The 22,363-nt window shown below is 72.6% G+C and carries 25 protein-coding genes; 9 read left to right on the top strand and 16 right to left on the bottom strand.

Annotated features, from left to right (window positions below):
- Window positions 1-30: 30 nt before the first annotated feature.
- Window positions 31-501, bottom strand: a complete 471-nt coding sequence (locus OG737_RS30130; RefSeq protein WP_328929352.1) for a MarR family transcriptional regulator — start codon at window positions 499-501, stop codon at window positions 31-33.
- 127 nt (window positions 502-628) lie between these two features.
- On the opposite strand from OG737_RS30130, the gene OG737_RS30135 reads away from it, so the two are divergent.
- Window positions 629-1,246: an SgcJ/EcaC family oxidoreductase gene (locus tag OG737_RS30135; RefSeq protein ID WP_328929353.1), complete on the top strand. Its 618-nt coding sequence runs from the start codon at window positions 629-631 to the stop codon at window positions 1,244-1,246.
- Here the strand turns inward: OG737_RS30135 and OG737_RS30140 are convergent.
- Window positions 1,210-1,752, bottom strand: a complete 543-nt coding sequence (locus OG737_RS30140; RefSeq protein WP_405922211.1) for a hypothetical protein — start codon at window positions 1,750-1,752, stop codon at window positions 1,210-1,212. The two genes, OG737_RS30135 and OG737_RS30140, sit on opposite strands and share 37 nt — an antisense overlap.
- A 77-nt stretch (window positions 1,753-1,829) precedes the next feature.
- Here OG737_RS30140 and OG737_RS30145 point away from each other — a divergent pair, with 77 nt between their 5' ends.
- On the top strand, window positions 1,830-2,531 hold the full coding sequence (locus OG737_RS30145) for a hypothetical protein (protein WP_328929354.1): 702 nt from the start codon (window positions 1,830-1,832) through the stop codon (window positions 2,529-2,531).
- Here OG737_RS30145 and OG737_RS30150 read toward each other — a convergent pair.
- Window positions 2,515-4,143, bottom strand: a complete 1,629-nt coding sequence (locus OG737_RS30150; RefSeq protein ID WP_405676933.1) for a carboxylesterase/lipase family protein — start codon at window positions 4,141-4,143, stop codon at window positions 2,515-2,517. The two genes, OG737_RS30145 and OG737_RS30150, sit on opposite strands and share 17 nt — an antisense overlap.
- A 163-nt stretch (window positions 4,144-4,306) precedes the next feature.
- Between OG737_RS30150 and OG737_RS30155 the strand changes: the two genes are divergently transcribed.
- Window positions 4,307-4,822, top strand: a complete 516-nt coding sequence (locus OG737_RS30155; protein ID WP_328929356.1) for a hypothetical protein — start codon at window positions 4,307-4,309, stop codon at window positions 4,820-4,822.
- Window positions 4,823-4,898: 76 nt separating this feature from the next.
- On the opposite strand, the gene OG737_RS30160 is transcribed toward OG737_RS30155, so the two are convergent.
- From OG737_RS30160 to OG737_RS30170, 3 genes are read right to left on the bottom strand one after another with little or no spacing between them, the layout of a single operon-like run.
- Window positions 4,899-5,924 carry an NAD(P)/FAD-dependent oxidoreductase gene (locus tag OG737_RS30160; RefSeq protein WP_328929357.1) on the bottom strand — a complete coding sequence of 342 codons (1,026 nt, stop codon included), beginning with the start codon at window positions 5,922-5,924 and terminating at the stop codon, window positions 4,899-4,901.
- Window positions 5,921-6,475: an isoprenylcysteine carboxylmethyltransferase family protein gene (locus OG737_RS30165; RefSeq protein WP_328930522.1), complete on the bottom strand. Its 555-nt coding sequence runs from the start codon at window positions 6,473-6,475 to the stop codon at window positions 5,921-5,923. The genes OG737_RS30160 and OG737_RS30165 overlap by 4 nt, the downstream gene beginning before the upstream one ends.
- 48 nt (window positions 6,476-6,523) lie before the next feature.
- The gene (locus tag OG737_RS30170) at window positions 6,524-7,585 is read right to left on the bottom strand and encodes a 3-oxoacyl-[acyl-carrier-protein] synthase III C-terminal domain-containing protein (RefSeq protein ID WP_328929358.1); all 1,062 of its coding nucleotides are present in this window, start codon (window positions 7,583-7,585) and stop codon (window positions 6,524-6,526) included.
- A 76-nt stretch (window positions 7,586-7,661) separates the two neighbouring features.
- Between OG737_RS30170 and OG737_RS30175 the strand changes: the two genes are divergently transcribed.
- Window positions 7,662-8,546, top strand: coding sequence for a UbiA family prenyltransferase (locus OG737_RS30175; protein WP_405676930.1), 885 nt, complete (start codon window positions 7,662-7,664; stop codon window positions 8,544-8,546).
- Here OG737_RS30175 and OG737_RS30180 read toward each other — a convergent pair.
- Both OG737_RS30180 and OG737_RS30185 read right to left on the bottom strand, forming a co-directional pair.
- A complete protein-coding gene (locus OG737_RS30180; protein WP_328929360.1) occupies window positions 8,533-9,564 on the bottom strand; it encodes a PHP domain-containing protein in 1,032 nt (343 codons plus the stop codon). The genes OG737_RS30175 and OG737_RS30180 overlap by 14 nt on opposite strands.
- 55 nt (window positions 9,565-9,619) lie before the next feature.
- Window positions 9,620-10,096, bottom strand: a complete 477-nt coding sequence (locus tag OG737_RS30185) for a MarR family transcriptional regulator (RefSeq protein ID WP_328929361.1) — start codon at window positions 10,094-10,096, stop codon at window positions 9,620-9,622.
- 128 nt (window positions 10,097-10,224) lie between these two features.
- Here OG737_RS30185 and OG737_RS30190 point away from each other — a divergent pair, with 128 nt between their 5' ends.
- A complete protein-coding gene (locus tag OG737_RS30190; RefSeq protein ID WP_328929362.1) occupies window positions 10,225-10,635 on the top strand; it encodes an organic hydroperoxide resistance protein in 411 nt (136 codons plus the stop codon).
- A gap of 76 nt (window positions 10,636-10,711) precedes the next feature.
- Window positions 10,712-12,385 carry an FAD-dependent monooxygenase gene (locus OG737_RS30195; protein ID WP_405922212.1) on the top strand — a complete coding sequence of 558 codons (1,674 nt, stop codon included), beginning with the start codon at window positions 10,712-10,714 and terminating at the stop codon, window positions 12,383-12,385.
- A 13-nt stretch (window positions 12,386-12,398) separates the two neighbouring features.
- Here OG737_RS30195 and OG737_RS30200 read toward each other — a convergent pair whose 3' ends face one another.
- Window positions 12,399-12,767, bottom strand: coding sequence for a DUF6204 family protein (locus OG737_RS30200; protein WP_328929364.1), 369 nt, complete (start codon window positions 12,765-12,767; stop codon window positions 12,399-12,401).
- 148 nt (window positions 12,768-12,915) lie between these two features.
- Between OG737_RS30200 and OG737_RS30205 the strand changes: the two genes are divergently transcribed.
- The 3 genes from OG737_RS30205 (at window position 12,916) to OG737_RS30215 (ending at window position 15,496) form a co-directional block, all read left to right on the top strand.
- Window positions 12,916-14,193 carry a VWA domain-containing protein gene (locus tag OG737_RS30205; protein WP_405676922.1) on the top strand — a complete coding sequence of 426 codons (1,278 nt, stop codon included), beginning with the start codon at window positions 12,916-12,918 and terminating at the stop codon, window positions 14,191-14,193.
- The gene (locus OG737_RS30210) at window positions 14,193-15,005 is read left to right on the top strand and encodes a hypothetical protein (protein ID WP_328929366.1); all 813 of its coding nucleotides are present in this window, start codon (window positions 14,193-14,195) and stop codon (window positions 15,003-15,005) included. Before OG737_RS30205 ends, OG737_RS30210 begins: the two co-directional genes overlap by 1 nt.
- 116 nt (window positions 15,006-15,121) lie before the next feature.
- The gene (locus tag OG737_RS30215) at window positions 15,122-15,496 is read left to right on the top strand and encodes a hypothetical protein (protein ID WP_405676919.1); all 375 of its coding nucleotides are present in this window, start codon (window positions 15,122-15,124) and stop codon (window positions 15,494-15,496) included.
- Between the two features lie 29 nt (window positions 15,497-15,525).
- On the opposite strand, the gene OG737_RS30220 is transcribed toward OG737_RS30215, so the two are convergent.
- From OG737_RS30220 to OG737_RS30250, 7 genes are all read right to left on the bottom strand, one after another.
- A complete protein-coding gene (locus OG737_RS30220) occupies window positions 15,526-15,717 on the bottom strand; it encodes a winged helix-turn-helix domain-containing protein (protein WP_405922213.1) in 192 nt (63 codons plus the stop codon).
- Between the two features lie 2 nt (window positions 15,718-15,719).
- Window positions 15,720-16,517, bottom strand: a complete 798-nt coding sequence (locus tag OG737_RS30225; protein ID WP_405922214.1) for a transcriptional regulator — start codon at window positions 16,515-16,517, stop codon at window positions 15,720-15,722.
- A 548-nt stretch (window positions 16,518-17,065) separates the two neighbouring features.
- Entirely contained in the window at window positions 17,066-18,253 is a 1,188-nt protein-coding gene (locus OG737_RS30230; protein ID WP_328926695.1) for an IS4 family transposase, read from the bottom strand.
- Between the two features lie 58 nt (window positions 18,254-18,311).
- Window positions 18,312-19,670 carry a (2,3-dihydroxybenzoyl)adenylate synthase gene (locus OG737_RS30235; RefSeq protein ID WP_405676915.1) on the bottom strand — a complete coding sequence of 453 codons (1,359 nt, stop codon included), beginning with the start codon at window positions 19,668-19,670 and terminating at the stop codon, window positions 18,312-18,314.
- A 155-nt stretch (window positions 19,671-19,825) separates the two neighbouring features.
- The gene (locus OG737_RS30240) at window positions 19,826-20,599 is read right to left on the bottom strand and encodes a class I SAM-dependent methyltransferase (RefSeq protein ID WP_405676913.1); all 774 of its coding nucleotides are present in this window, start codon (window positions 20,597-20,599) and stop codon (window positions 19,826-19,828) included.
- Window positions 20,600-20,619: 20 nt separating this feature from the next.
- Window positions 20,620-21,753 carry an IS630 family transposase gene (locus OG737_RS30245; RefSeq protein ID WP_323179150.1) on the bottom strand — a complete coding sequence of 378 codons (1,134 nt, stop codon included), beginning with the start codon at window positions 21,751-21,753 and terminating at the stop codon, window positions 20,620-20,622.
- Between the two features lie 126 nt (window positions 21,754-21,879).
- Window positions 21,880-22,350: a contact-dependent growth inhibition system immunity protein gene (locus OG737_RS30250; RefSeq protein ID WP_405922215.1), complete on the bottom strand. Its 471-nt coding sequence runs from the start codon at window positions 22,348-22,350 to the stop codon at window positions 21,880-21,882.
- Between the last annotated feature and the right edge of the window lie 13 nt (window positions 22,351-22,363).

The following is a 22,363-nucleotide window of genomic DNA, read 5'->3' on the forward strand; positions in this document are numbered from 1 at the left end:
TCGGAGCCCCCGCCCCGCGGCCCCCCCGATCTAGCGGCCGCCCTTGCGCTCCTGGGTCGCCGCCCGGATCTCCTCCGTCGCCTCACGGAACGCGGGGGCCGCGCGCGTGAAGTAGTCGAAGAGCAGGTCCAGTTGCTCCGGCGTGTACCCGGCGAGTACGTCGGCGATCCGCCTCCGGGCCGGGCCCACGGCCGCCTCGACTTCCGCCAGCGTGCCGGGCACGGCCTCGACCACGACCTTGCGCCGGTCCGCCGGGTCGGCGGTACGGCGTACGTAACCCGCGCGCTCCAGCCGGTCGATCAGCCGCGTCGTGGCGCCCGTCGTGAGCCCCGTCCCGGCCGCGAGCTCGCCCGAAGTGAGCCCGCCCGCCAGGGTGATGCGGCTGAGGGCGTACCACTCGGACGCCTGGAGGCCAGCTGCCTCCGCGCCCGCCATGCCGTGCAGCCCCACGGCATCGATGTAGTCCCGAAAGACCGCACGCCGGTCGTCCTGCTCCGCCATCGCGACACCATCCCCTTGCCATTTATCTGCACGTGTGCAGATACTGCATCTATGCAGTTGCTGCCTCAGTGTAATCAATGGGGCGGCGGCCGTCATCCACCCGCACGCGCCGATCGAGAGGCATCCCGTGAACACCAGGACCGTCAAGGCCTTCAAGACCGTCAAGCGCGCCACGCTCGCCACGGCCGCCGTCCTCACCCTCGGCGCCGCCGGCGCGTATCTCTACCTCGACACCACCTCCGACGTGCGGCGCCCCGGCACGGAAGCGTGCGCCGACGTCATCCCGGCGGGCGCGAACCGCGCGGACGGCGAGGCCGTCTGCGCCACTCTCGACGCCCTCACCGCCGCCTGGGGCCGGGGCGACGCGGACGCGTACGGCCGCCAGTTCACCGAGAACGCCACGTACACCACCTATGTCGGCAGCCACTACGAGGGCCGCTCCGACATCACCGAGGGCCACCGGGCGCTCTTCGAGGACTTCGTCAAGGGCACCGAGCTGGCCGCCTCCTACCTCGACCTGCGCTTCCTCGGAAAGGACGCCGCCGTCCTGACGGGCCGGGGCGACGACTACAGCGGCAGCAAGCCCGGCCCCGCCGAGCTGTCCAAGGTCCAGACGTACACCCTGGTCCGCGACACCGACGGCACCTGGCGCATCGCGGCCTTCCACAACACCCAGCGGCACAACGTCATGGAGCGGTTCTCGTTCCTCTACTCCCCGGCCACGGCCCCGAAGGCGGAGAAATGACCACCGCGGTCCGCCGCCGTGTCCGGGATCCTGGTGTCCAGCCAGCCACGCAGCACGGTGAGGTCGGCGGCGGCCAGACCCCGCCCCGCGTCCACCCGGTGGAGCAGGGCCCGACCGGGGTGGTGGGAGGCCACCCAGGCCCGGTCGGGGTCGGTGATCTCGTCGTCGACCCAGATGAAGGGGCGGCCCGCCGCGTGGTCGAGGAGCGCGGGGGTCTTCCAGTGGATCCCGGCCCGGATGTCGTCGTCGCCGGATTCCGGCCACGCCACCACGGGCAGCTCCGGCAGGCCGAGCCGGGGCGCGACGCACTCGTTCGCGTCCGCCCCCCAGGTCGTCGCCCACACCAGCTCGCACGGCAGGGCCGCCAGACCCGGCCCGAGCGCGGGATCGATCCTCGCGAGCAGGGGATGGGCGTCGTCCCCCTGCGGGTACGGGCCCGCCCCGAACGGGATGAGCGGCCCGTCGACGTCCAGGAAGAGCAGAGGGCGGGCCTCGGAGCCGGTCATGACAGCACGCTAGCCCGCGATCCGGCGGCGAGGGAACCTCCGCCGGTGGATTCGCCTCTTGAGGTGCGAGGGGGACGATGACGATGGCGATGACGCCGATGACGACGAAGACGGCCGGCCGGGTGCTGGTGGCGGGACTGCTGTGCGCCGTACTCGCGGGCTGCGGGACCCAAGGGGCGGGCCAGGCCGCGGGACCCGCGCCCGTCCCCAGCCTCACGCCGCAGAAGTGCGCGCTCGACGTGCCGACGGAGGAACAGACCGGCGGTTACGCGGGCCCGCCGACGGACCAGGAGACGGGCGCGTACGCCGGGCCGCCGACCGATCAGGAGACCGGAGCTTACGCGGGGCCGCCGACCGATCAGGAGACGGGCGCGTACGCCGGTCCGCCCACGGACCAGGAGACCGGCGGCTACGCAGGCCCGCCGACCGATCAGCAGACCGGCAGCGCCGCGCCCTCGGGTGACGCGGCGATGACCAACGGCGGCGGCCCGTGCGGTCCGGCGGACTGGTTCGACATGACCCGGGACTTCACCGCCTACTGGACCGCGCACAGCACCGATTTCGAGGACGTCGTCATCAAGGAGACCCGCGTCCGCAAGGTCCGCACCGTCGGCGAGGCGAGGATCACCTTCAGCACCGGATCGGTGGGCAAGGGCCGCGGGGACGACGCCCGCCAGATCGCCAAGGTGTTCGCCGACTGGCGGCGCGGGGTCTACGGCGACAGCGGCGACCTCGTCGTCCGCACCGCCGACGGGGTCGTCGTCACCGAGAAGTGGTGACCGGGGGCCACCGCGCGTCCCACAGCGCGCAGTGGTGTTCGGCCCGGGCGTCGACCGTACGGATCCCGCCCGTGCCGGGCGCCAGGGACAGCACCGAGGCCGGTGAGCGGTAGCGCGGCCACCGCGGCGCTCCCGTGGCCGCCGGTACGCCGGTGCGGGCGAAGCCGGTCCAGTAGTCACCCATCCGGTCGGCCAGCTCCTGCTGCGGGCCCGCCAGCGGTACCACCGGGAACAGGTAGGGCAGTTCGAAGCCGTGCGAGGCCCCGTACGGCAGCCCCGGCACCTCCGGCAGGCCCGTGAAGTTCGGCGCGTCGCCGTCGCTGAACCGGTAGCCGTACGTCGGCACGCGGCGGGCCAGCGCACCGCTGTCCCGCAGGGCCGGGCAGGTGAACGACGCGTCGGACAGCAGGGTGGCCCACGCCACGGCCGGCGTCGGGTAGGCCGAGACCGGATAGCTCGCCTCGACCGCGCGGGCCGCCCCGGCCCCGAACGACCGCTCCAGCCGGGCCCGGTACGTGGCTTCGTCGCCGACCGGGTACACCGCCAGGGTCTGCGCCACGAAGATCCGCATCTCGTCCCGCGTCGTTCCCTGCACCACCGGCACCCGGTGGAACCGCCCGGCCTCCAGGGCCCGCCGGGGTTCCACGGGCAGGTGGGCGCCGCCGTACGAGACCTTGGAGAAGGTCTGCGTCAGTTCAGGCGTCACGAGCGTGCCGGTGTCCAGCCGGCGCAGGCAGTCCAGCGCAGCCGCCGAACCGCCGCAGCCGAGTCGGGCCGTCGCCAGCACGCCGTCCGCGACCGTGCGCCGTTCGGGCACGAAGGGTTCGTACGCACCGAGCGTGGGCAGCAGGGACCACGGCGGCACCGTGGTCGAGCACGATCCGCTCTGCACGATCGCCTTGTGGAACAGGTCCGCCGACGCCGGTGAGGTGAGGTGCGCGCAGACGCTGAGGGCGCCCGCCGATTCGCCGAACACGGTGACGTTGCGCGCGTCCGCGCCGAAGCGCTCCGCGTTCGCCCGTACCCAGCGCAGCGCCGCCCGCTGGTCGGCGAGGGCGAAGCCGGGGGCGCCGCCGAGCTCGGGGTGGCCGAACAGGCCGAAGACGCCCAGCCGGTAGTTGACGGTCACGACCACGACGTCACCCCGGACGGCGAGCCGTTCGGCCGGGTACAGGTCGCCCGCGCCGTTGACGAACCCCCCGCCGTGGAACCAGACCATGACGGGCCGCCGCGTGCCCGGGGCGGCGGCCCCGGCGGGCGCGGTGACATTGAGGTACAGGCAGTCCTCCGAGCCGCTCGGCCCGCCGGGCCCGACCGCGGGCAACTGCACGCAGCGGGAGCCGGGGGCGCCCGCGTCGCGGACCCCCTCCCACCGGGGCGCCGGCTCCGGAAGCCGCCAGCGCAGCGCGCCGGTCGGGGGAGCGGCGTACGGGATGCCCTCGAAGGTGGTGTACGCCCCGTGGGACCGGCCGCGTACCCGTCCCCGGTCGGTGTCCACCACGGGCCGCGCCGAACCCTCCGCCGCGGCCGCGGCCACCGGGATCAGTGCGAGGGGCAGCGTCAGCGCCAGCGGCAGTGCGCACCGGCGCCAGAACATCCGCACGTCAAGCACGGTCTACGCCCTTTCTCCGCGGGCCGGACGGGCCCCCGTCTGCCCGCCCCGAATGGCGCAGTGAGCGGAATTGGCAGTAAATGTAACAAATCGTATGCTTCCCGTGACGCACGATGACCGGCTCGCGATGTGCAGACCCGCGTGTCGGCGAACGGAGCTTTCCATGACAGACCCCATACCCTTCGCGGCGACGGACCATGAAGACCGCCGCGAGATCCCCGGCACCACCGCTCCGGGCGCTCCGGGTACCCAGCCCGTCCGCGCCGGGCCGGAGGCCGTCCCGGCCGGTTCCGGCTCCCCGGTGCTGCGGCACGTCCTGCGCCAGCCGGTCGCGGTCGCCCTGCTGGTCAGCGGCGCGCTGCACCTGCCCAGAGACTTCGCAGCCCTGTCGGCGGCGGCCCCCCTCGACTTCCTTCCCCTCCTCGCCACCGTGCTCTGCCTCGGCCTCGGGGCGCTCCTGGCGCTCCGCGACACCGCGGTCGTGTGGCGGGCCGCAGCGGCCGCGGCCGTCGGAGTCGTCGCCCTGCACGTCGTCGGCGGCGTGGCGGGCTTCGACCCGCTCGCCCGGGCGGTGGGCGGGTCCCTGGCCTGGGCCGGGGTCGTCGCGGTGCTCTGCGCGGCGGTCGCGGCCGTCCTCGCGGGCCTGGCCCTGAGGAACCGTCAGGAGGACCCTGCCTGAACCGGCGGTGAGGACGAGCGGCACTCCGCGCCCAGCGCGGGGTGCCGCTTGCACTTCCACGCGTGACCGCGCGCGCTCACGCCAGGAGGTTCACCGCCCCCGTGAACACGCGCGGGAGCCGGGCCGCCAGTGGGACGATCTGCCGGGCGAGCCGCGGCCGGTGGCGTGCCCAGAGCAGGGACTCGGTGAGCGTGCGGTAGCTGCGCGACAGCTCCCGCCAGGCCTGCTCGTACGCCTGCGGCCGCCCCGCCCGTACGCAGCGGACCAGCTCGCCGGCCGCCGTCACGGCCAGTGTCAGGCCCTCACCGGTCAGCGCGTCCACGTACCCCGCAGCGTCACCGACGAACAGCACGCGCCCCGCCACCCGTACGCGGGCCGCTTGGCGCAGCGGCCCCGCCCCGCGCACCGCCGCACCGGGGGACGCGGGCAGCCGCGCCGCCAGCAGCGGGAAACGGGCGAGCTGTACGTCGAACGGGGCCTGCTCCGCGGTCAGCAGGGCCACCCCGATCCGGTCGGGCCCGAGCGGGGTGACGTACGCCTCGCACCGGGCCGACCAGTGGACCTCGACGAGGTCGCTCCACGGCTCGGCGGCGTAGTGGCGGCGCAGGCCGTAGCGCGCCGGCCGGGCGGGCGCCGGTGGCGCGCACAGACCGAGGCGGCGCCGGACGGGGGAGTGCAGGCCGTCCGCCGCGACGAGGTAACGGGCCGTGAAGCCCGCCGCGTTGACGCTGTCGCCGTCCTGGCCGATCCCCTCGACCCGCCGGCGGACCACGCGCACGCCCAGCTGGCCGGCGCGTTCGGCCAGCGCGGCCTGGAGCGCGGTGCGCCGGATGCCGAGGCCGGGGCCGGAGCGGAACAGCCCCTCGGCGTGCCGCCCGGTCACCGCGTCGACGTAGCGGATGCCCCGGAAGGGCTGCCCGGTCGCGGACACACCCAGCTCCAGCAGCCGGCGGACGGCCCCCGGCATCAGCCCCTCCCCGCAGGCCTTGTCGATCGGGGTGGGCCGCGGCTCCACGACGACGACCTCCAGACCGGCCAGTGCGCCGTGGATGGCCGTCGCCAGGCCCGCCGGGCCGCCGCCCGCGATCAGCAGGTCGATCACGAGCGGGAGCCCGACGTGGGAACGGAGGCGGGGGCGCGCAGGCGTCCGCCGTCCGTCAGCGCGGCCTCCTCGCAGCCGATCCGCACGCGCAGCAGCATCAGGTTGAGCGCGGTGAAGCCGAGTGCGGTCAGCCAGGCGGTGTGCACCAGCGGCAGCGCGAAGCCCTCCACCACGACGGCCACGTAGTTGGGGTGGCGCAGCAGCCGGTACGGGCCGGCCGCCACCAGCGGCAGTCCGGGGACCACCACCACCCGGGTGTTCCAGCGCGGTCCCAGGGTGGCGATGCAGCACCAGCGCAGGACCTGCGCCGCCAGGACGAGGGCGAGGGCGGACCAGCCGAGTACGGGGACGAACGGGCGGTCGGCGGCCAGGGGTTCCACCACGCAGCCCGCCAGCAGCGCGGTGTGCAGGGCGACCATGGCCGGGTAATGGCCGCGGCCGTACTCGCGGCCGCCCCGGGCCAGGCTCCACGCCGTGTGGCGGCGGGCCGTGACCAGCTCGACGAGGCGTTCGGCCGCGATCAGGCCGATGAGCAGCAGGTACAGGGTCATGGAGGGGGCCATGGACGAGGACATGGGCATGGAGTCACCAATCAGCGGTCACCAGCGGAGCAGGACGAGTTCGGAGGCGAAGCCAGGCCCGAAGGCCAGCATCAGGCCGACCGATCCGGGGGGCGGCGGCCCCGCGGTCTGGATGCCGCCCAGGATGTGCAGGACCGAGGCGGAGGAGAGGTTCCCGGCGGCCGCCAGCGAACGGCGGCTCGCCGCGAAGGCCGACTCGGGCAGGCCCAGCGCGTCCGCGAGCGTGTCGAGGATCTTCGGGCCGCCCGGGTGGCAGATCCACGCGTCGACGTCGGCGGGCTTGAGGTCGTGCGCGGCGAGGAAGGTTTCGACCTCCTCGGCCACGTGCAGCCTGACCAGGTCCGGGATTTCACGGCCGAGGACCATGCGCAGGCCCCAGTGGCCGATGTCCCAGCCGAGCAGGTGCTCGGTGCCCGGGTAGAGGTGGCTGCGCGCGGCCACCACCGCGGGTCCGGCGCCGGTGGCGTGCAGGGGATGGTCGCGGCCCACCGCGACGAGCGCGCCGGCCCCGTCGCCGAAGAGGGCTCCGGCCACCAGGTTCGCCATGGAGGTGTCCGTGGGCTGCAGGGTGAGCGAACAGAGCTCGGTGGACAGCAGCAGGGCCGCGTGGCCGGGCCGGCCCGTCAGGTAGTCGTGGAGATGGCCGACGCCGGCTGCGCCGGCCGCGCAGCCGAGGCCGAAGAGCGGTACCCGCTTCACGTCGGGCCGCAGCGCGGCGTGCGGGGCGAGGCGGGCCTCCAGCGAGGGCGTCGCGAGCCCGGTCACCGTGGTGGACATGACGAGGTCGATCTCCGGCGCCGTGAGACCGGCGGCGGCGAGGGCGTGTTCGAGAGCCCGGCCGGCCAGCTCCAGGGCGGCTTCCAGGAAGAGGGCGTTCGTCGTGCCGAAGTCGTTCGACGGCCCGTACCGCTCCAGCGGGAGCGCGAGATGGCGGGTCTCCACGCGCACCGAGGCGTGGACCCGGCGCAGCAGCGCGGTATCGGAGCCGGACGGCAAGAAACGGGCGAGCGCTGCCGTGATCTCGGCCTGCGGATGGCGATGCGGCGGGAACACGCTGCTCACTGCCAGGACACGTGTCATTGATTCACCATAGGAAACAACTGACACATCGTTATGAATCAGGCGAACCGGGCGCGGCGCGGCTTAGCGTGACGGTGTGCCCGCGCGAACCGCAGAGACAGGACGGCCGCCCAGGCCCGCCGTCGCCTTCGCCGTCGCCCTTCGGTGGCGTACGGCAGCCGTGGGCCTGCTGGCAGCGTGCCATCCCCTGCCGGCGGCGGCCGTGACCCTCTTCACCGCGCTGCTCGCGGCCGCGGCGGGGCGAAGCCTCCCGGGCGCGGCGGCCACGGTGGGCGCGGTGGCCGCCGGGCAGCTCTCGGTCGGCTGGTGCAACGACCGGGCCGACCTGCGGCGGGACCTCGCCGCGGGGCGGCGGGACAAACCCCTGGTGGCCGGTACGGTGCGGCCCGCGGCCGTGACCCGCGCGGCGGCCCTGGCGCTGCTGGTCTGCGTCCCGCTCTCGCTGGCCGGCGGGCTGCTCGCGGGCGCGGTCCACCTCGTGTGCGTGGCGGCCGCCTGGGCGTACAACCTCAAGCTGAAGGGGACGGCCGTCTCCTGGCTCCCGTACGCCCTGGCCTTCGGACTGCTTCCCGCCTTCGTGACCCTCGGCCTGCCCGGCGCGCCGTGGCCGCCGCCGTGGCTCACGGCCGCCGCGGCCCTGCTGGGCGCGGGCGCGCACTTCGCCAACGTCCTGCCCGACATCGCCGACGACCTGGCCACCGGGGTCGTGGGCCTGCCCCAGCGGCTCGGGGCTCGGACCTCGGCCGCGCTCGCTGGGCTCCTCGTGCTCGCCTCGGCCGCCGCGCTGGTCGTGGGGCCGCCGGGGCGGGTGACGGCGTACGGCTGGGGCCTGCTGGCCGCCACGGCGGCGACGGTGCTCCTGGGAGGCCGGCGCCCGGCGGGCCGGCTCCCGTTCCGCGCGGTGATGGCCGTCGCCGGAGCCGATGTCCTGCTGCTGGTGGTCCAGCTCAGACGGTCCTAGTACGGGTCCACTCGAGGAGCCGGTCCGCAGGCCAGGTGTTGACGACGCGCCCGGCCGGGACCGCGCACGCCGCGGCCCGTTCGCAGCCGAGGATCTGCCAGTCCAGCTGGCCCGGCGCGTGCGCGTCCGTGTCGATCGCGAACAGGGTCCCGGCATCGACGGCGAGGCGCAGCAGCCGCCGGGGCGGGTCCAGCCGCTCGGGCCGACTGTTGATCTCCACCGCGGTACCGGAGCCGGCGCAGGCGGCGAAGACGGCCTCGGCGTCGAACCGCGACTCGGGCCGGGTCCGCCCGGTCACCAGCCGTCCCGTGCAGTGGCCCAGTACGTCCAGCAGCGGATTGCGCACGGCCGCCAGCAACCGCCGGGTCATCGCGGGTGCCTCCATCCGCAGCTTCGAATGGACGGAGCCGACGACCAGGTCGAGCTGGTCCAGCAGCTCCGGTTCCTGGTCCAGTGAACCGTCGTCGAGGATGTCGCACTCGATGCCCGTCAGGAGTCTGAACGGCGCCCAGGTCTCGTTGAGCTCCGCCACCACCCGCAGCTGTTCCCGCAGCCGCTCCGGGGAGAGGCCGCGGGCGACGGTGAGCCGCGGCGAGTGGTCGGTGAGCACGGCGTACTCGTGCCCCAGCGAGGCCGCCGCCCGGCCCATCACCTCGATCGGGCTGCCCCCGTCCGACCAGTCGGAGTGCACGTGGCAGTCCCCGCGCAGCGCCGCCCGCAGGGCGGTGGCTGCTGTGGTGGCCGGGGGGCCCTCGGGGAGCGCGGCGGCCTCGTCCTCCAGCGTCTGCAGGTACGCCGGCACCGACCCGTCGAGGGCCTCGCGCACCACCTGGGCCGTCGTGGGGCCGATGCCCTTCACGGCTTCCAGGGAACCGGCCGCCGTGCGTGCGGCGGTCTCGTCCTCGCCCATCTGCCGGAGGGCGGCCGCGGCCGTCCGGAAGGCCCGCACCCGGTAGGTGGGCGCCTGGGCGCGCTCCAGCAGGAAGGCGATCCGGTCCAGCGCGGCCACCGGGTCCATCGCGTACCTCCTGGACCCAGTGTGGCGGCGCGGCGGTGATCGCGCCGGACGGGTCTCACGCCTCCTGCGGGACCGCGGCGTCGAGGGCGGCGGTGAGGCGGTTCAGGCGGGTCTGGAGGTCGAGGATCTCGGCCAGCTCGAAGCCGGTCGCGGTCGCGATCCGCCGCGGTACCTCCACCGCGCGGGCGCGCAGCGCGGCGCCCTCCTCGGTGAGGTGCGCGTGCACGGAGCGCTCGTCCTCGGCGCTGCGCTCGCGGCGGACCAGACCGGCCGCCTCCAGCCGCTTGAGCAGCGGCGACAGTGTCCCGGAATCGAGCCGGAGGTGCTGCCCGATCTCCTTGACCGGCAGCTCGCCGTGCTCCCACAGCACCAGCATGACCAGGTACTGCGGGTAGGTCAGGCCCAGGTCCTTGAGGACCACGCGGTAGAGGCCGCCGAAGGCGCGGCTCGCCGCGTTCAGCGCGAAGCAGATCTGGCCGTCCAGGCGCAGGAAGTCCTGGTCGGGGTGGGTTGCGGTCGGCTTCTCGGTCATGAGGGCCAGTGTACCCGGGGCAGACTTGCGAGGCATTGAATTGTGCACAACTCAATTGTGTGCTCTAATGGTGGAGCGAGGCCGACCGACGGCCGCCGCAACGGTTCACTTCTGCGAGAGGAACTCCGATGGACGCGCTGTACACCGCTGTCGCCACCGCCAACGGCCGCGAGGGCCGCACCGTCAGCTCCGACGGCCAGCTCGACCTCGCCCTCGCCATGCCCCCGGCGCTCGGCGGCAACGGGCAGGGCACCAACCCCGAGCAGCTCTTCGCGGCCGGCTACGCGGCCTGCTTCGCCAGCGCGCTCGGCCTGGTCGGCCGCCAGGCCAAGGCCGACACCAGCGAGGTGTCGGTCACGGCGGAGGTCTCCATCGGCAAGGACGGCGCCGGCTTCGGCCTGGGCGTGGTCCTGCGCGTCGAGCTCCCCGAGTCCCTGGCGGGCGAGACGGGCACCCTGCTGGTCAAGCAGGCGCACGAGGTCTGCCCGTACTCCCGTGCCACGCGCGGCAACATCGACGTGGACCTCGTGATCGAGTAAAGATGCCGGACGCCGGGCGGGCGGCCACGATGGAGGGAAACCGACTCGTACGGGGGCCGCTCGCCAGGAGGCGCCGATGGCGCACACCTACGCAACCGACGTACTGGTCGCCGGAGCCGGCCCGGTCGGACTGACCGCGGCGCTGGAGCTCCGCAGACGCGGAGTCTCCTGCCGGATCGTCGACCGGCTGCCCGCCCGCCTCCCGTTCGCCAAGGCCGTGGGCATCCAGCCGCGCACCCTGGAGATCTGGGACCGGATGGGACTGGTCCGCACCGTCCTGGACGCGGCCGTCCCGATGCGCGGCCAGCTCGCGTACGTCAACGGCGCCGAGCAGGCGCGCATCGAGCTCGCCCTGCCGCCCGAGGTTCCGTACGGGTTCGCCGCGCTGCCCCAGTACGAGACCGAGCGCATCCTCGACGAGTTTTTGGCCCGGTTCGCCACCTCGGTCGAGCGCGGCACCGAGCTGGTTTCGTTCACCCAGGACGCCGACGGGGTGACCAGCCGGCTGCGCACCCCTTCCGGCGCGGAGGATGAAGTACGGACCCGCTTCCTGATCGGCTGCGACGGCGCGCACAGCATCGTCCGCAAGGGGCTGGGGCTCGGCTACGAGGGCGGAGCCTTCCCCGAGGAGTTCATGCTCGGCGACGTCGAACTCGACTGGGACCTGCCGCACGAGTACGGCGTGCGCTCCATGCACCGGGGCGAGGACGGCACGATCGACGACACGCTGGTGTGCATCCCGCTGCCCGGCCCCGGCAGGTACCGGGTGTCGATGACGGTGCCGCCCGAGTTCTCGGCCGCGCGGCAGGACGGGGCCGCCTCCGACGGGGTCGCCCACGGCCTGGAGAGAGGCCGGGCCCCCGGACTCGCCGACATCCAGACCGTCCTGGACCGGCTCTCGCCGCACCCCACCACGGCCTCCAACATGCGCTGGACCTCGGTGTTCCGCATCAGTCACCGGATCGTGGACCGCTACGGCGACGGCCGCATCTTCGTCGCCGGGGACGCGGCGCACATCCACCCGCCCACCGGCGCCCAGGGCATGAACACCGGCATCCAGGACGCCTGGAACCTGGCCTGGAAGCTCGCCCTCGCCATCGACGGCGGCGCCCGTCCCGACCTGCTCGCGAGCTACGACGTCGAACGCCGGCCCGTGGGCGAGGAGGTCGTCAGCCGCACCGTGCGGCACGCCGCCGAGGGGGTCCAGGCCGACCCGGAGGACAAGGCGACGCTGCTGATGCGCGAGGCCCAATTGCTCGTCGGCTACCGGGGCAGCCCGCTCGTCGACCCGCCGGGCGAGGGCCCCGGACCCCAGCCGGGCGACCGGGCCCCGGACTGCGCCGGCCTCACCGCACCGATTGCCGCCTACCCGCTGCGCTTGTACGACGTCCTGCGCAACCGCGGACACCTGCTGGTGCTGTACGGGGGCGGGAACGGGTCCGCGGGCGGGGCCGGGGCGGGGGACGGCCGGTGGATCGACGAACTCGCGCGGACGGCACGGGAGTCGTCAGGGGACCGGGTGGAGACCTGCGTGGTGCTCGAACCCGACGCCCCGGCCGCCGCCTGCCGGGGCGGCCTACCCGCCTACCGCGACACCGGCGGCGAGTTCGCCCGCCTCTACGCGGCCGACCGGCCGACGGCCTTCGTGATCCGCCCCGACGGCTACCTCGGCGCCCGCCTCTCGCCACCCACGGCGCAGGCACTGCGCACGCACCTCGCGGGCACCTTCGCCGCCACGGACCAGGGGTAGTCCCACCGACCGGTCATGACCGGCCGTCCCCGCGGGCGGCCTCCCGGCGCCCGCGCTTGCCCAGCGGGGCCTGCGAGAGGTCCTGGGCCGTGGACTTGAGCCGCTTGAACCCGTACCCGCGCTCGGTCAGCCAGCTCTCCGCCGCGAGTTCGGCCCGGGCCGTCGCGTCGAGGATGTCCTCCTCCGCCTCGCCCGAGTCAAGGAAGCGGAAGGTGAAGGAGGGGCGGACGGCGACGTCGTCGTACGTGAGGTGCCCCTCGGTGGTGAAGGCCGCGTACAGCACGTCGTGTTCGGGAGCGGCGGCCGTCAGCTCGGCCCGCTGGTCGGCCGTGAGGTTGTCGAAGGAGCCGCGGACGGTGATGCGGAAGGTACGGGAGCTCATCTCGGCACCCTAGAACGCACCTTTGGCCCCCGCACCGGGATATTCCGCGCGGCGGCGGCCGCGTCCGCCCCGGCGCCGGGGGAACGGCCGAAGCCCGGGACCCGCAGCACATTTTGGATTGGCGGACGATCCTCAATACGATCCGGCGATGATCACAACAAAACGGCTTGCGGCCGGGGCGTGCGGCCTGCTCGCCGCCCTGGCCGTCGGGCTCTTCCCGGCGAGCGCCACCGCCGCCGACGGACCGACGGCGAAGGAACCCCCGAAGGTCGACCTCGTCCTCGACGTCAGCGGCTCCATGCGGGCCACCGACATCGACGGCCAGTCCCGGATGGTCGCCGCGAAGCAGGCCTTCAACGAGGTCATCGACGCGGTCCCGGGCGAAGTACGGCTCGGCATACGGACCCTGGGCGCCACCTACCCCGGTGAGGACAAGGCGCTCGGCTGCAAGGACACCAAGCAGCTGTACCCGGTCGGACCGCTCAACCGGACGGAGGCGAAGACCGCCGTCGCGACGCTCGCCCCCACCGGCTGGACGCCGATCGGCCCCGCCCTGCTCGCCGCGGCCCAGGACCTGGACGGCGGTGACGCAACCAAGCGGATCGTGCTCATCACCGACGGCGAGGACACCTGCGCCCCGCTCGACCCGTGCGAAGTGGCGCGCGACATCGCCGCCAAGGGCATTCACCTGGTCATCGACACCCTCGGCCTGGTCCCGGACGCCAAGACCCGGGCCCAGCTCACCTGCATCGCCGAGGCAACCGGCGGTACGTACACCTCGGTGCAGCACACCGCCGAACTCTCCGGCAGGGTCAAACAGCTGGTCGACCGGGCCGCCGACCCGGTCGTCAACCCCGTGGCCACCGAGGGCGCCAAGCAGTGCGCGGGCGCCCCCCAGCTGAAGCCCGGCCTCTACAGCGACCGCGAGACCTTCGGCGAACACCGCTGGTACCGGGTCGACGTCCGCCCCGGCCAGGAGCTGCGCGCCTCGGTGAGCATCGCCGCCGACCGCGCCGTCAACAACGACTACGGCGTCCTGCTGCGCGCCACCACCGTGCACGGCCGCGAGATCGTCCGGGGCTCGGAGGCGGGTGACGGGCGTACCGACGTCCTGTCCACCGGCCTGCGCTACCCGAAGGCCGAGATCGACGGCGTGGACGAGGAGGCCGCGGAGGCGACGGAGACCGTCTGCATCCAGGTCAGCAACTCCTTCTCCGCCCCCGCCTCCGTCAAGACCACCCCGGGCATGCCCGTCGAGCTGACCATCGACGTGGTCGACGGACCCGACGAGGCGTCCGACGCCGCCTCCTTCGGCCTCGGCCGCGGTTGGTGGCTGCTGGCCGTCCTGGTGCTCATCGGGCTGGCGGCCGGTGTGGTGTGGGGATGGATCTCACGCTGGCGCATCTCCGTCTGGAGGACCAACTGATGCGTACCGTACGCACACTGACCGCCGCCCTGCTGACCGCGGCCGCCGCCCTCACGGTGGCGGGGACGGCCGCGGGGACGGCCGCGGCGGACACCGCGACGGCGAGCCCCAGCCCCGGTAACGGCTCGAAGTCCGGGCAGGGCGAGGCCGCCCCGACCGAGGCCGGTACGAGCTTCCGTACCGCCACGGCGATGCGCCCGGGCCAGCGGGCCACGGCCGGCGCGTCCACCGGCGACTACCTCTACTGGGTCCTTCCCGTCGACGCGCAGCAGCGCGCGACCGTGAAGGCAACGGTCACGCTGCCCGAATCCGCGAGCCGGCACGGCGCCGCGACCTGGCAGCTCGACGTGTACGACGGGCTGCGCCGCAGGCAGGCGTGCACCTACGGCACGCAGACCAGGGCCGCGGGCAAGGACGCGGCCTCGGTGGAGCTGTCCTGCACCCTGCGTACGGTCCGGGCCGCGGCCGAGCAGTGGGCCAACGACCCGCTGCCGGGCAGCTACTACGTGCGCCTGACCGTCGTCAATCTGCCGGAGGAGGACCTCGGCCTGCCGGTACGCGCGGCAGTGGAGGCCTCCGTGCAGGAGACGGGCGGCGCCCACGCCGTGGACGGCGCCCTCGCCACGCCGCTGGTTCCGGCCACCGTGACCGGGTCGCTGCGCGAGCCGGAGGACGGCTGGTCCGGCGGCTGGTGGTCGGACCGCTGGCTCTGGACGGCGGCAGGAGGGATCCTGGGCGCCCTGGCGGGCATCTTCGGCTACTCCCTGACGCGCGGCGCGGGCCGCCCGTCCCGGGTGCCGCCCCGCGCCTGACAACCGGCCGCGGCAGGCGGCCGCGGTCCCGGGGACGCCTCCCGGGGCTGCGGCCGTCCGCGTGGATTGACGCGTTCCACGGGTATGGCGCGGCCTCGCCGGGGCAGACGCCGAGCATGAGCTTCCAGCATCCCGCGGAGAAGGGGAAGGGCGACGGCGGGATCGGCCGCTTCGAGAAGCTGGCCGAGCTCGCCTCCAACTTCACGAGTTCCGCCTTCTTCTCGATGCTGTGCGTGGCCCTCGTGGCGGCTTTCGTCGCCGTGCACGTGGCCCATATGCCGATGGAATGGCAGCACCTCGCGGGTGACGCGATGGGCGCGGTCGCGCTTCTCCTGCTGGCCCTGCTCAAGAACTCCGAGCGCCGGGCCGAGCACGCCATCCAGCGCAAGCTGGACGCCATCGCCGCCGCCCTCCTGGAGCAGCAGCAAGGCGAGCCGGGCCAGGCCCACGAGGACCTGGAGAAGGCGATCCGGATGGAGGAGCGCCAGTAGCGAGGGCCGACGGACATGGCGCCCGGGCCCTATGCGCGGGCCGCTTCGCTTCCCAGGAGTTCCGCGCCGAGCGGAGTGATGGTGTGCACGACCGACTTGCCACGCCGGCTCGTGGTGATCAGATTGGCGTTGCGCAACACCGTCGCGTGCTGGCTCGCCGCCGCCACCGAGACGTTCAGACGCCGCGCGAGCTCGGTGGTGCTGCACCCCTCGGCGGCCACCTTCAGCGCGGCGGCCCGGGTGCGCCCCAGCAGTGCGCCCAGCGACTGGTCGGCCGCTTCCCCGGCACCCCACAGCGCGGCGCCGGCCTCGGCGTCATTGATGGTGGGGATCGCGAGGGTGGGTGCCGAGTCGGCTCCCACAGCAGCCTCGCGTCCCGCCACAGGAAGACCGTCGGAGCGATGACGAGACCCCGTCCCCCGAGGTGGACCTCGACGTCCCGGTGGTAGCGCATCTCCAGAACGGGCGCCCGCCACCGCACCAGCGGAACGCACATTCCCTCCAAGAGCCGTTCGACCCCGCCGTCGAGCAGCGTCCGCGCGAAGGTGGTGCGTACCCCCTCCATATGGGTCCTCGCCCGGCTCCAGTAGGGAGCGATGATCGCCTCGTTGCAGGCGGCGAGCCCCGCGGCGAAGTGGCGGCGGGCCTCGAGGCCGCCCTCCGCCAGGGTCCGGGCCCACGACAGCTGTGAAGGGTGGAAATCGATGTGCTCGAGCTCGGTCCGTATCCGGTCGGGCGATGCGCGCAGCAGGTTGTCGATCCCTTCCTCGATGGACGGCGAGTTGCCCATCAGCATCGTCAGATCGATGTCCGGGCCGTCCACGGACAGCAGGCTCGTCACCGGGCGGGTCGCCGCCCCCAGCCGTCCGCGCGCCATCGAGTGCCAGGGGCGGAAGGGCAGGGCGTTGGCGGCGCAGTCGCGCAGCAGTTTCAGCCCCATCATGGTTTCCGTGGCCGCGCCGAGCGTCGCGGCCACCCGGGTCCGGGCCAGATCATCGGCGGTGAAATGAATGCGCAGCACCGAGCGTCCCCCGTCGCCGTCGACCCGGCGCCACTGGAACGCCAGCCGCAGTCTGCGCCGTGCCCAGGGCCTCGTCCAGCGGTTATTGAGCCAGGACTCAAGAGCTGTCCGCCGCGGACGGCAATCGAGTGGGGGAGCTGGGGGTGGCTAAGTGGCCTCGGGGACGTAGGGCACGTCCCCGCGCCTCCCCCAGCTACCGCTGGGAGGTGCCCCCAGGCACGGCACCTCGCCGCGTTGTCGCAGTGCCCGAGTACGTCCAGTACAAGGGCACTGCTCCGCCTTGCGATGCACCGCACCGGACGACGCGGAAACGCACCCCACTTCCCCGAGGCCGCTTAGACCCAATGCCGTTGCTTTATGGCGGTTGGATCACGATGGCGTCGTGTGAGGGCCGGGTTGGCTGGGGCCAGTCGCGGTGGCGACTGGCCTTGGCCTTGTAGTTCGACATCTTGCGTTTGACGACCCGGGGCTGGCTGCGCAGTCGCCTCGGGGGCAGGAGCCGCTCGGTGACCTCGGCGCGGAAATGCCGCCAGGCCCTGTGCAGGTGGTCAGGGGGAAAAAGAGCCGGGCAGGATGGTCACGGTGCGGCGGGCCGCCCGCAGGGCGGTGGTGAAGGAGAGCCGGTCGCAGTCGACCGGCTCGGGACTACCGGCCGCCGCTTCGGCCATCAGTGCGCGCAGGGCGTGGTGCACCAGCAGGTGGGCATAGATCTCCTGGCGGACGCCGGTGGGGGTCTTGCTGGCCAGGACAACGGTCTTGGCGCCGCGCTGATGGGTCTTGATCTCGTCCAGGACGCTCTCGCACTCCCAGCGTTGCGGGTAGAGCGCGGCCAGGTCGGCGGCCGGGGCCCGGACCGGGTCCAGGACCGAGGTCAGCAGCACGTACTGGTCCTCGCCGGGTCGTCCCGGGTCGTCCAGGCGGTAGCGGATCACGCGGACCGCCACCGGCTCGCGGCCGGCCTTCTTGTCGTCTCCGGCCTGGATCACGGTGAGCCAGGACCCGTCGGGCAGTGTTTGCAGGACGGGCAGGCGGCGGTTGGTCTTGGCGCGGAAGCACAGGTCAGCGCCGCTGCTGGTCAGGGCTCGCCATAACCGGGTCGAGGGCAGGTTGCGGTCGCCCAGGACGAGCATGTCCTCGGTCAGTGAGCGTTCCAGGTCCTCGGCGAGGCGGACCTCGCCGTCATGCCAGCCGCCGAGCACCGCATCGACGACGGCGTGGGTGCCGCATTCGACCAGAGCGACGACCTGGACCTGCGGATATCCGCCGGTGCCTTCCCCGCGGCCGGTCCCAGGGCGGCCGAACTCAGCGGCGTTCGCCGCACTGTCGGCGACATCGAAACGGGTGCCGTCGATGGCCATCAGCCGCCAGCCCCTCCAGAACACCCCGGGCATCGCGGGCGTGCCCAGCGGTCGGGCGCATCTGTCGAACAGCGCGGCCATCGGTTCGACCCCGAGCCGTCCACGCGCCCGGAAGATGGCAGCCTTGCTCGGTGGATGCCACGACCCCCACAGCCCCGCCCACCGCAGGCCCTCAGCAAGGTGCCGCATGACCTCCAGATACGGCGCGGGCGAGAACAATGCCATCGCCAGCAGGAAGTACACCACCAGCCGGGCCGGCAACAGCCGCCGACGCTTCTCCGTCCGGTCGCACTGGGCCACGACCTCGTCCACCAGCCACGGCGGATACATCCGGGTCAGCACACCCACCCCGGCCAGATCCGGCAGAGACGACGCCATGCCACCACCCCCGATGACGTCGTCTCACCGATCCAGATCAATGTCAACGGCATTGCGCTTAGACCGGCCCTTCCTTGAGGCGGCCGGTCACCACCAGGTTGCCGTCCGGGGTGAGCCGCGCGAGGACGCCGGTGCGGAAGTAGCCGTCGGTGGTGAAGGAGCGTGCGTTGTGGTCGGGGGCCCGGTAGTAGCCTCGCAGGGTGTACGGACCGCGGGCGAGGAGCTCGCCGGGCTCCCCGTCGGGTACGTCCTCTCCGTCGACGTCGACGATGCGGATCTCGTCGTCGGGCGAGAGCGGGCGGCCCTGCGTGGTGAGCACGGTCTCTTCCGGATCGGCGGGCCGGGTGAGGGTGAGCAGCCCCTCGGCCATGCCGAAGACCTGCTGCAGGCGACAGCCCAGCGCGGGGCCCAATCGCTCGGCGGTCGTCCGGTGCATGGGCGCGCCGCCGATCTGCACGAGGCGCAGACTGCTCAGCTCCGTCTGGACCGTGGGGAGTGCGTCGAGCCAGAGCTGGGCGACGGCGGGCACCACCGAGGTGATGGTGACCCGCTCCCGTCCGATGACCGGAAGGCATTCGGCGGGTCCCGGGTTCTCGGCCAGGACGACCGTGCCTCCGGCGGAGAGGGTGCCGACGATGCCGGGGCAGCCGAAGGCGAAGGTGGACTCGGCGGGCTGCGCGGCGAGATACACGTCGTTCTCGGTGAGCGACACCAGCTCGGCGGCGGCCCGCGCCTGATAGGCGTAGTCGTTGTGGGTGCGCGGAATGAGCTTGGGCGGCGCGCTGGTACCGCCGGAGAGCAGGAAGAAGGCCACCTGGTCGGCGCTCTGCGCGAGCGCCGGCTCGGGCGGGGCGTCGATCGAGCCCAGCGGGCTGTACTGGCAGCCCGACGGGTCGGTCGTGAGGCCGCCGTACGGGGACGGGGCGCCCGGTGCCTCAAGGGTGAACACCCGCCGCAGGAAAGGCTCTTGGGCCGCGATGTCCGCGGCCATCGCCGTGTGGTCGAAGCCCTGGAACGTCGAGGGGCCGACGTAGCCGACGGCCTGGGCGACCCGCACGAGGTGGGACACCTCGGACGCTCGGTGCGAGACCGGGCAGAACACGGGGACCCCGCCGGCGCGCATCAGCGCGAACACGGTGACGACGAACTCGGGAACGTTGGGTAGCTGGACGACGACCCGCTGCCCGGGCCGGAGGCCGCGCAGCCGGAATCCTGCGGCCATGCGGCTCACGCGCCGGTTCAGGGCCGCGTACGTGATGCGGGTGCCGGCGTGCACGAGCGCGGTCCGTGGTCCGTACTGCAGGGCCCAGCCACGCAACAGGTTGTCCAGCGTATTGCCACGCCAGTGCCCGGCTGCCCAGTAGCGGTCGACGAACTCCTCGGGCCAGGGCGTGCAGCCGTTGAGCATGGACGTCATTCGCTTCCTTCGGTACTGGTCACACCCCGCCGCCTTGACCTTGGCATCCAATCCGTCAACACGCCCGCACACAATGAGCCTTCCCGACCATGGACGCTGAACTCCCTCGGCAGAAGGCCCAATGGGCGCCGCTGACCAGGAGGAATGGCGGCCGGCTAGTCGTCCGAGCCGGTGGCCGACGGCGGAACACCGACGACGAAGAACAGGAAGGTGGTTTTGCTCGAAAGGTCATGGAAGTCGTCGGGGAACAGTTCACGGGCGGCCGGGTCGGGCTGCGGCTCGCTGATGACGGCAAGGCGAAAACCGGCGGTGGTGAAGGCATCGGTCATCGCGTGCAGTGGCTTGCGCCAGAACCGCATCGGGACGGACTGCCCGTTGAACGTCCAATCGAAGGCATAGCTGGTGGTCGCAAAGTAGTCGGGCCGAGGATCCTGGATCGTGTAGGCCACGAAAGGGTGGTCCACCGACGCGATCAGCCGACCGCCGGGCCTGAGCACTCGCCGCAACTCGGCCAGCGTCGGCCCCCAGTCCTCCAGATAGTGCAGCACCAGCGATGCGACCACGTCGTCGAATGCACCATCGGGGAACGGCAGGCGGTCGCGCAGGTCGGCCACGTGCAGGGCTGCGTCGTCACCGAGCCGCCGCCTTGCCAATGCCAGCATCCCGGCGCTGGCGTCGATGCCGGTGACGACGGCACCGCGGTCGCGCAGTGCGGCGGACAGGGGGCCCGAGCCGCAACCGGCGTCCAGGATCCGGCGGCCGGCCACGTCTCCGGCGAGGGCTAACATCGCAGGCCGCTCGTAGTACGCGTTCACCAGGTTGTTCTCGTTCTCCGCCGAGTACGCCTCGGCGAAACCGTCGTAGTCATTCACCTGGTCCCGATCCGCGGACTGGGCGAAGTTCTCAGGCACATCGGTTCCATGTTCCATCGTCGCAGCCTAGTGCCGCATCAGGCAACGTTTGCCCTGGTGACGACTTCGCGTAGGTGGTGGTCGCCGGCGTTTTTGTTCCGCCAGATGATGTAGCGGCGGATCATGCTGCCCTGGGCCTTGTGGCTGGGGTGGTCGGTGCCGTCGAGGGCGAAGTAGCGCAAGGCTGTGAACTGGGCCTCGATGCGGTTGAGCCAGGAGCTGTTGGTGGGTGTGTAGGCGATCTCGACGTTGTTCGCCGCTGCCCACGTCCCGACTCGCTGGCACCGCTTCGTCGTCAGGTGCGGCGAGTAGTTGTCACAGACGATCGCAATGCGCACGTCCGCCGGGTGCAGGGAGCGTAGGTAGCGGCAGAACTCCAGGAACTTCGATCGGTTCTTGGTCTTCTTGATGTGGCCGTAGAGCTGGTCCTTGGCGAGGTCGTAGGCGGCGAACAGGTGCCGCACCCCGTGCGGGCGGGTGTAGGTCGCCCGGCGGCGGGGCCGGGGATCCCGGCCGGGATCCTTGTGTCGGCCCCCGCGCTCCGCCCACTGCCTCCCGGGGTGGGGCTGGAGGTTGAGCGGCCCGAACTCGTCCATGCAGAAGACAACTTCGGGTTCGCCTTCCTCGGGTATGACCTCGCCGTCGGCGATCGCATAGAGGTGCTCGACTCTGGCCTTCTTGGCGGCGTAGTCGGGGTCGCGGGAGGTCTTCCAGGTCTTCACGCGTTGAAACGAGACGCCTTCCTCGCGGAGCAGGACCCGAAGTCCCTCGTGGCTGATGTCGTCGACCACCCCCTCGGCGACCAGGAAGTCGGCCAGCTTGGCCAGGCTCCAGGTCGAGAACGGCAGGCCGTGCTCGGCCGGCTTGGACTTGGCGATCTTCTTGATCTCCCGGCGTTCGGGCAGTGTGAAAGTCCTGGGCCGGCCGCCTTTGTACTTGGGATAGAGCGAGTCGAAGCCGTCGGAGTTGAAGTTGTGGATCACGTCGCGAACCCGGTCCGCGCTGGTGAACGTCACTTCCGCGATCTTCGCCACGGGCATGCTCTGCGCTGATAACAGCACCATCTGGGCCCGCCGCCAGGTCACCACCGACCCAGTTCCTCTGCGGACAATCCGCAGCAACCGTCTGCCCTCGTCATCGTCAATCTCCCGGACCCGCACACGCTCAGCCACGTGATCATTCTGACCGTCCAGTGCCCTCCAGCGCAGCAAACCGAACGATGCTTCACTCGGGGCGAACGTTGCCTGAAGCGGCACTAGTAGTCACATGATCCACCGGACAGGCGCCACCAGGTCAGGTCAACGAAGTGATCCGGGTCGCGCGACGAAGCGGGCGAGCTCGTCAGCGGCGCCGCGGGGCAGACCGGCGACTGCTGCGTCCGGCAGTGTCGTGATCACGGTGCACAGCTGCGCGGCGAGGTCTGGCAGCGGGGACCAGGCAGAAGCGGGGGCATTGACGGCGGCAAGCAGCAGGTCGCCCTCGTAGAAGCAGGCGTCGATCGACGGCTCCTCAAGCAGCAGGCGCACCGCGAGCGGAAGGACGTACGGCAGCGCCACCTGCTGTGAGATGAGGGTGCGCAGATCCGCCGGACCGAGTTCGCCCAGCGGAACATGCCGCAACGTATGCACCTTGCGGACCAAATGCGTCGCGTCAGGGGCAGGAGGCGCCTCGACATCGGCTACCGGCTCGTCATTGCTGACCTGTAGCCACATCGACAAGGTCAAGTAGTGGTGCGGTCCGGCCGCTTGGTACGACCGGACCGCCACCATCTACCTGGCCGGA

Source organism: Streptomyces sp. NBC_00122, assembly GCF_045160845.1.
In the GTDB taxonomy this organism is placed as follows: Bacteria; Actinomycetota; Actinomycetes; order Streptomycetales; family Streptomycetaceae; genus Streptomyces.